Genomic DNA, 2,619 nt, shown 5'->3' with positions numbered 1-2,619 from the left:
GTGCAGCGCATCCTCGATCATTCCCGCAGGCACGGCCGCTCCACCCGCGCGGTCGCCGAGGAATTCCTGAACCGCCGCTGGCCTGATCTGGTGCGCTGGCACCGCTGGCTCGCGCATGCCCGCGACCCGAAGGAAACCGGGCGGATCACGCTGTATCACGGCTGGGAATCCGGCATGGACAACTCGCCGCGCTGGGACCGCGCGTACGCCAATGTTGTTCCGGGGACGGATCTTCCGCCGTACCGGCGCGCGGACACCTCGATCATCTCCGACCCCACCCAGCGGCCGAGCGACCGTGAGTACGACCGCTACCTGTGGCTGGTCGAGCAGATGCGGCGCGCGAACTACGACGATTTCCAGCTCACCTCGGTGATGAGTTTCGCCGTGGAGGACGTGTTCGTGTCGGCGATCTTCGCACTGGCCTGCGAGGTGCTCGCCGATATCGGCGAGGAGTACAAACAACCGCACGCCGACGTCCGCGAACTGCACGGCTGGGCCGACCGTTTCCGCAAGGGCGTGGTCGCCACCACCGATGAACGGACCGGCGCCGCAAAGGACTACGACGTCCGCCTGCAACGCTGGATCAGTACCGAGACCCTCGCCATGTTCGCCCCGCTGATCTCGGGTGGCCTGCCCCGCCACGCCGAGCGCGCCCTCCTCAACACCTTCGAGGGCCCACGCTTCTGCGGCCACCCCGACCTGCGCTACGCCCTGCCACCGTCCACCTCGCCGGTCGCCAAGGACTTCCGCTCCCGCGAATACTGGCGCGGCCCCGTCTGGCCGGTGATGAGCTGGCTGTTCTCCTGGGCCTTCGCCCGCCGTGGCTGGGCGGAGCGCTCCTACATGCTCCGCGCCGAAGGCCTGCGCCAGGCCAGTGACGGCAGCTTCGCCGAGTACTACGAGCCGTTCACCGGCGCTCCACTGGGGAGTATGCAGCAATCCTGGACTGCCGCTTCGGTGCTCGATTGGCTCGGCTAGTTCTCCGCGATGTCGGTGTGCCATTCGACGGTGATGCCGAGTTCGCGCGCGAGAGTCGACGCCAGTCCCTCCGGGTCGCCGCCGTTGATGGTGGCGCCGCGCAGGGCGGTGATGCCGTAGATGCCGGTGAGGTCGCAGTCTTCGAAGCGCAGGTTCTGCTGGATGCGGGCGCCGGCGAACCGGGCTCCGACGAGGTTGCAGCGTTCGAAGCGGACGTTGCGGAACTCGGCGCTCTGGAAGTCGGCTTGACGTAGATCGCAGTCCCGGAACACCACTGTGCGCAGGCGGGATTGGGCGAAGGAGGACAGGTCGGCGCGCGTGGAGTCGATCAGGACGTCGCGGAGAACACCTGCGGTCCACGACAATCCGGTGAGACGACCGTGCTCGATCAGGGATTCGATCATCGAGGAGTCATCGGCCTGAACGTTGGCCAGATCGCAGACCCGCAGCGTGGATTCGGCGATGGTGCTGTGGCGCAGGGTGCTCGGAAACCGAACGCTGTCGAACAGGCAGGCCTCGACGCTCATGCCGGAGACGTGACGCTCGGCGAAATCCGCGTCGCGATATTCGACGTCGGTCACGGTCAGTTCGTCGATCGGATCGTCGCCGGGCGAGACCGCGGGTCGCAGCGCCCCCGGCTTCGCCACCGCCGGTTCGAACCGCACCTCACTCTTGCGCGCCATGCCACCACTCCCTGTCAGCCGATGTCCGCACCAAGATACGGGCACGGGCCGACAGGCTTTCGGTAACTTTTCACAGACACACACCAACACCACTGGTCACACAGGCAACAAGTCACTACGGTCGACGGCCATGGACACCAAGCGCTGGAGTTCGACGGTTCGTGGTTGTGTTGCGCTCATCGCCCTGGTCTGCGCATTTCCCGCTACCGCGCAGGCGGAGCCCAGCGGGCCGGATGTGTCGTCCTGGCAGCATGTGGACGGCCGGATGATCGACTGGCACGCGGTGCGCGCGGCCGGACACCAGTTCGCGATGGTGAAGGCCACCGAGGGCCTGCACTACATCAATCCGTTCTTCGTGCAGGACAGCATTCTCATGCGGACCGCCGGGGTGGCGCGCGGGACGTACCACTTCGCGCGACCCGAGCTGCCGCCCGAACCGCAGGCCGCGATGTACGCGGCGACGGTCCTCGGCCAGAACGGGCCCCTCGACCTGCCCCCGGTGCTCGACCTGGAAACCTCGGGTGGCCTGGCTTCCGCCGCGCTCATCGACTGGACCCACCGCTACCTCAACGCGCTGCAAACCCTCACCGGCCGCACGCCCATCATCTACACCTACCCGCACTTCTGGAAGACCGCGATGGCCGACACCAGCGCCTTCACCCGATACCCGCTCTGGATCGCCGACTACAGCGGCAACGACCAGCCCGAGGTCCCCGGCAACTGGCCCGCCTGGACCTTCTGGCAAACCACCGACCGCGGCACGGTCCCCGGCATCCACGGCGGCACCGACGTCAACGTCTACAGCGGCGCGCAAGGCGACCTCGCCCGCTTCGCCAACATGTCGGGAATGTTCGGCAGCAGCTGAACTCAGATATGACAAACCGCTACTCGCCCAGCCGGGGTAGCGGTTTCGTCAGCGGATCGGATGTGGTCCCGGCTCCGGACCCGGGACCACATC

Annotated in this window: 3 protein-coding genes; 2 read left to right on the top strand and 1 reads right to left on the bottom strand. The window is 67.1% G+C overall.

What is annotated here, in order from left to right; genetic code table 11:
* Positions 1-978: glycogen debranching protein (locus ACFWF3_RS31615; RefSeq protein WP_379317436.1), on the top strand; the 978-nt coding region annotated here is incomplete at its 5' end.
* Here ACFWF3_RS31615 and ACFWF3_RS31610 read toward each other — a convergent pair.
* Positions 975-1,661 (bottom strand): pentapeptide repeat-containing protein, encoded by a 687-nt coding sequence (locus ACFWF3_RS31610; protein WP_379317434.1) that lies wholly within the window; start codon positions 1,659-1,661, stop codon positions 975-977. The two genes, ACFWF3_RS31615 and ACFWF3_RS31610, sit on opposite strands and share 4 nt — an antisense overlap.
* A gap of 130 nt (positions 1,662-1,791) precedes the next feature.
* Here ACFWF3_RS31610 and ACFWF3_RS31605 point away from each other — a divergent pair, with 130 nt between their 5' ends.
* Positions 1,792-2,526, top strand: coding sequence for a glycoside hydrolase family 25 protein (locus ACFWF3_RS31605; RefSeq protein ID WP_379317432.1), 735 nt, complete (start codon positions 1,792-1,794; stop codon positions 2,524-2,526).
* Positions 2,527-2,619 lie beyond the last annotated feature (93 nt).

Source organism: Nocardia sp. NPDC060220 (assembly GCF_042727815.1).
GTDB lineage: Bacteria > Actinomycetota > Actinomycetes > Mycobacteriales > Mycobacteriaceae > Nocardia.
This window is presented reverse-complemented; position numbering and strand designations above follow the sequence as displayed.